This window comes from Pseudomonas sp. RA_35y_Pfl2_P32 (assembly GCF_963970735.1).
Taxonomy (GTDB): domain Bacteria; phylum Pseudomonadota; class Gammaproteobacteria; order Pseudomonadales; family Pseudomonadaceae; genus Aquipseudomonas.
In genome coordinates this window covers 1-578 of sequence record NZ_CAXAQF010000149.1, presented here as the reverse complement: position 1 = coordinate 578, position 578 = coordinate 1, and the positions used below count along the sequence as shown (strand labels likewise).

Below are 578 nucleotides of genomic sequence, written 5' to 3'. Positions count from 1 at the left end.
TGGGGATTTGACCCGGCGATGCGCTTCAAACCCGGTAGCGATCGCATCGGTGAACTGCTGGATGCTCGAGGTCGCCGAGGCATCAAGACCCGTGTGCTGATCTGGAAAAATCCGCTGGCCAACTTTGCTGAAAACACCCTCATCGGCGATGGCCTCGCCGGCTCCGGCGGGACTGCCGCAGGGTCCGGCCTTTCCAGGGGGCGGGCGGCGTCCAACCAAGCGCTTGAAGAGCGCCGGCTCCAGGAATACCGCGGCATCGTTCACCAACATGAGTTGGCCAAACTGCGTGCTGGCGAACTACCTTTTTACGGCACCCGTGGCTACCGCTACGAGCAACGCGAAAAGGAATTGCTGGCCATCCTGGCTGATGTGCAAAACCAACTGAGCGGGCAAGGTGGCTACAACAAACTCAAAGGTTCGGGGGCGCCCAAGTACTCGCCTGAAGATGAGGAATACACGCGAGAGTGGTTCAGCCGCGTCCACGATGGACGCATGCAGAACGTCGAGTTTCGCACCCGCGACTTCTCCATTGAAACGCCGCTGAACGCAATCCTGCGCGGACCGCAGATGCTCAAGGA

1 pseudogene is annotated in these 578 nt (G+C 60.2%); it reads left to right on the top strand.

What is annotated here, in order from left to right:
• Positions 1–18: 18 nt before the first annotated feature.
• Positions 19–578: pseudogene (locus AACY45_RS27570) on the top strand (hypothetical protein); the annotation flags it as partial.